Origin of the sequence: Roseomonas rosulenta (assembly GCF_016106005.1) — a bacterium.
Taxonomy (GTDB): Bacteria; Pseudomonadota; Alphaproteobacteria; order Acetobacterales; family Acetobacteraceae; genus Neoroseomonas; species Neoroseomonas rosulenta.
Genome location: NZ_JACADR010000597.1, coordinates 1 through 878, shown reverse-complemented (window position 1 = coordinate 878; position 878 = coordinate 1). Strand labels below are relative to the sequence as shown.

General features: G+C 75.7%; 1 pseudogene. It reads right to left on the bottom strand.

Annotated elements, in window-relative coordinates:
- Window positions 1–878, bottom strand: a pseudogene (locus HW578_RS27125) (hypothetical protein); the annotation flags it as partial.

Below are 878 nucleotides of genomic sequence, written 5' to 3'. Positions count from 1 at the left end.
CCCGCCGCCGCATCCGCCACGGCGCGCGCGGCAGCCAGGCCGATCTCGCCATGCAGCCGCGCCTGGTCGCCGCCATGCGATGCGGCGTGGCCTGCAATGGAGGCGAGCATGCGCGCCGCCGCCTCCCGCCGCCCCGCCCCGGCCAGCGCCAACACGACATGCAGGTCGGCGAAGGCCCAGGCATGCTCGCCGATGCGCCGTTCGGCGACCTCGGCCAGCGCATCCCATCGCGCGGCGCCGACCGGCACGCCCGCGGCTTCGAGGCGCCAGAGCAGATGCGCGGCGTTCATCAGGTCGCGCACGTCCTCGCTGGCCTCCGCCCAGACCTTCTCATCGTGCAGCGCGAGCGCCGCCTCGTGCTGGCCGAGCGCGAGGTGGAACAGCGCACGGTGCCAATGGACGTGGCGGACGAAATTGCTGCCTCCGGCCAGGTGTGGTTCGAGCCAGCGCAACCAGGCGATGCCCTCGCGCATGCGTCCCTGCGCGCCGATCGCATGCGCCACCGCATGCGCCCCCCACAGGTCGGTGGGGTCGAGGGCGACGGCGCGGCGGCCCACCGCCTCGGCACGCCGTGCCTCGCCGGTCTCCTCCAGCGTAAAGGCGTGGCAGCCGAGCAGATGCGCGTAGCCCGGCATCGCGGCATTCCAGCGCGGCAGCGCCGCCTCGATGGCGTGGCGCATCTCGACCGCCTCGCCGAGCATGAAGCGGATGCCGTGCGCGAGGCGCAGCGCGAGGATGTCGTGCGGGTCCTCCTGCGCGATCGCCTCGAGCCCCGCGGCGGCGCGGGCCATCTCGCCGCCCTCGGTCCAATCCGCCAGGGCCTGCACCAGGGCGCGCTCGCGCGGGGTGCCGCCGCGCGCGGCGAGCGCGGCGCGCGC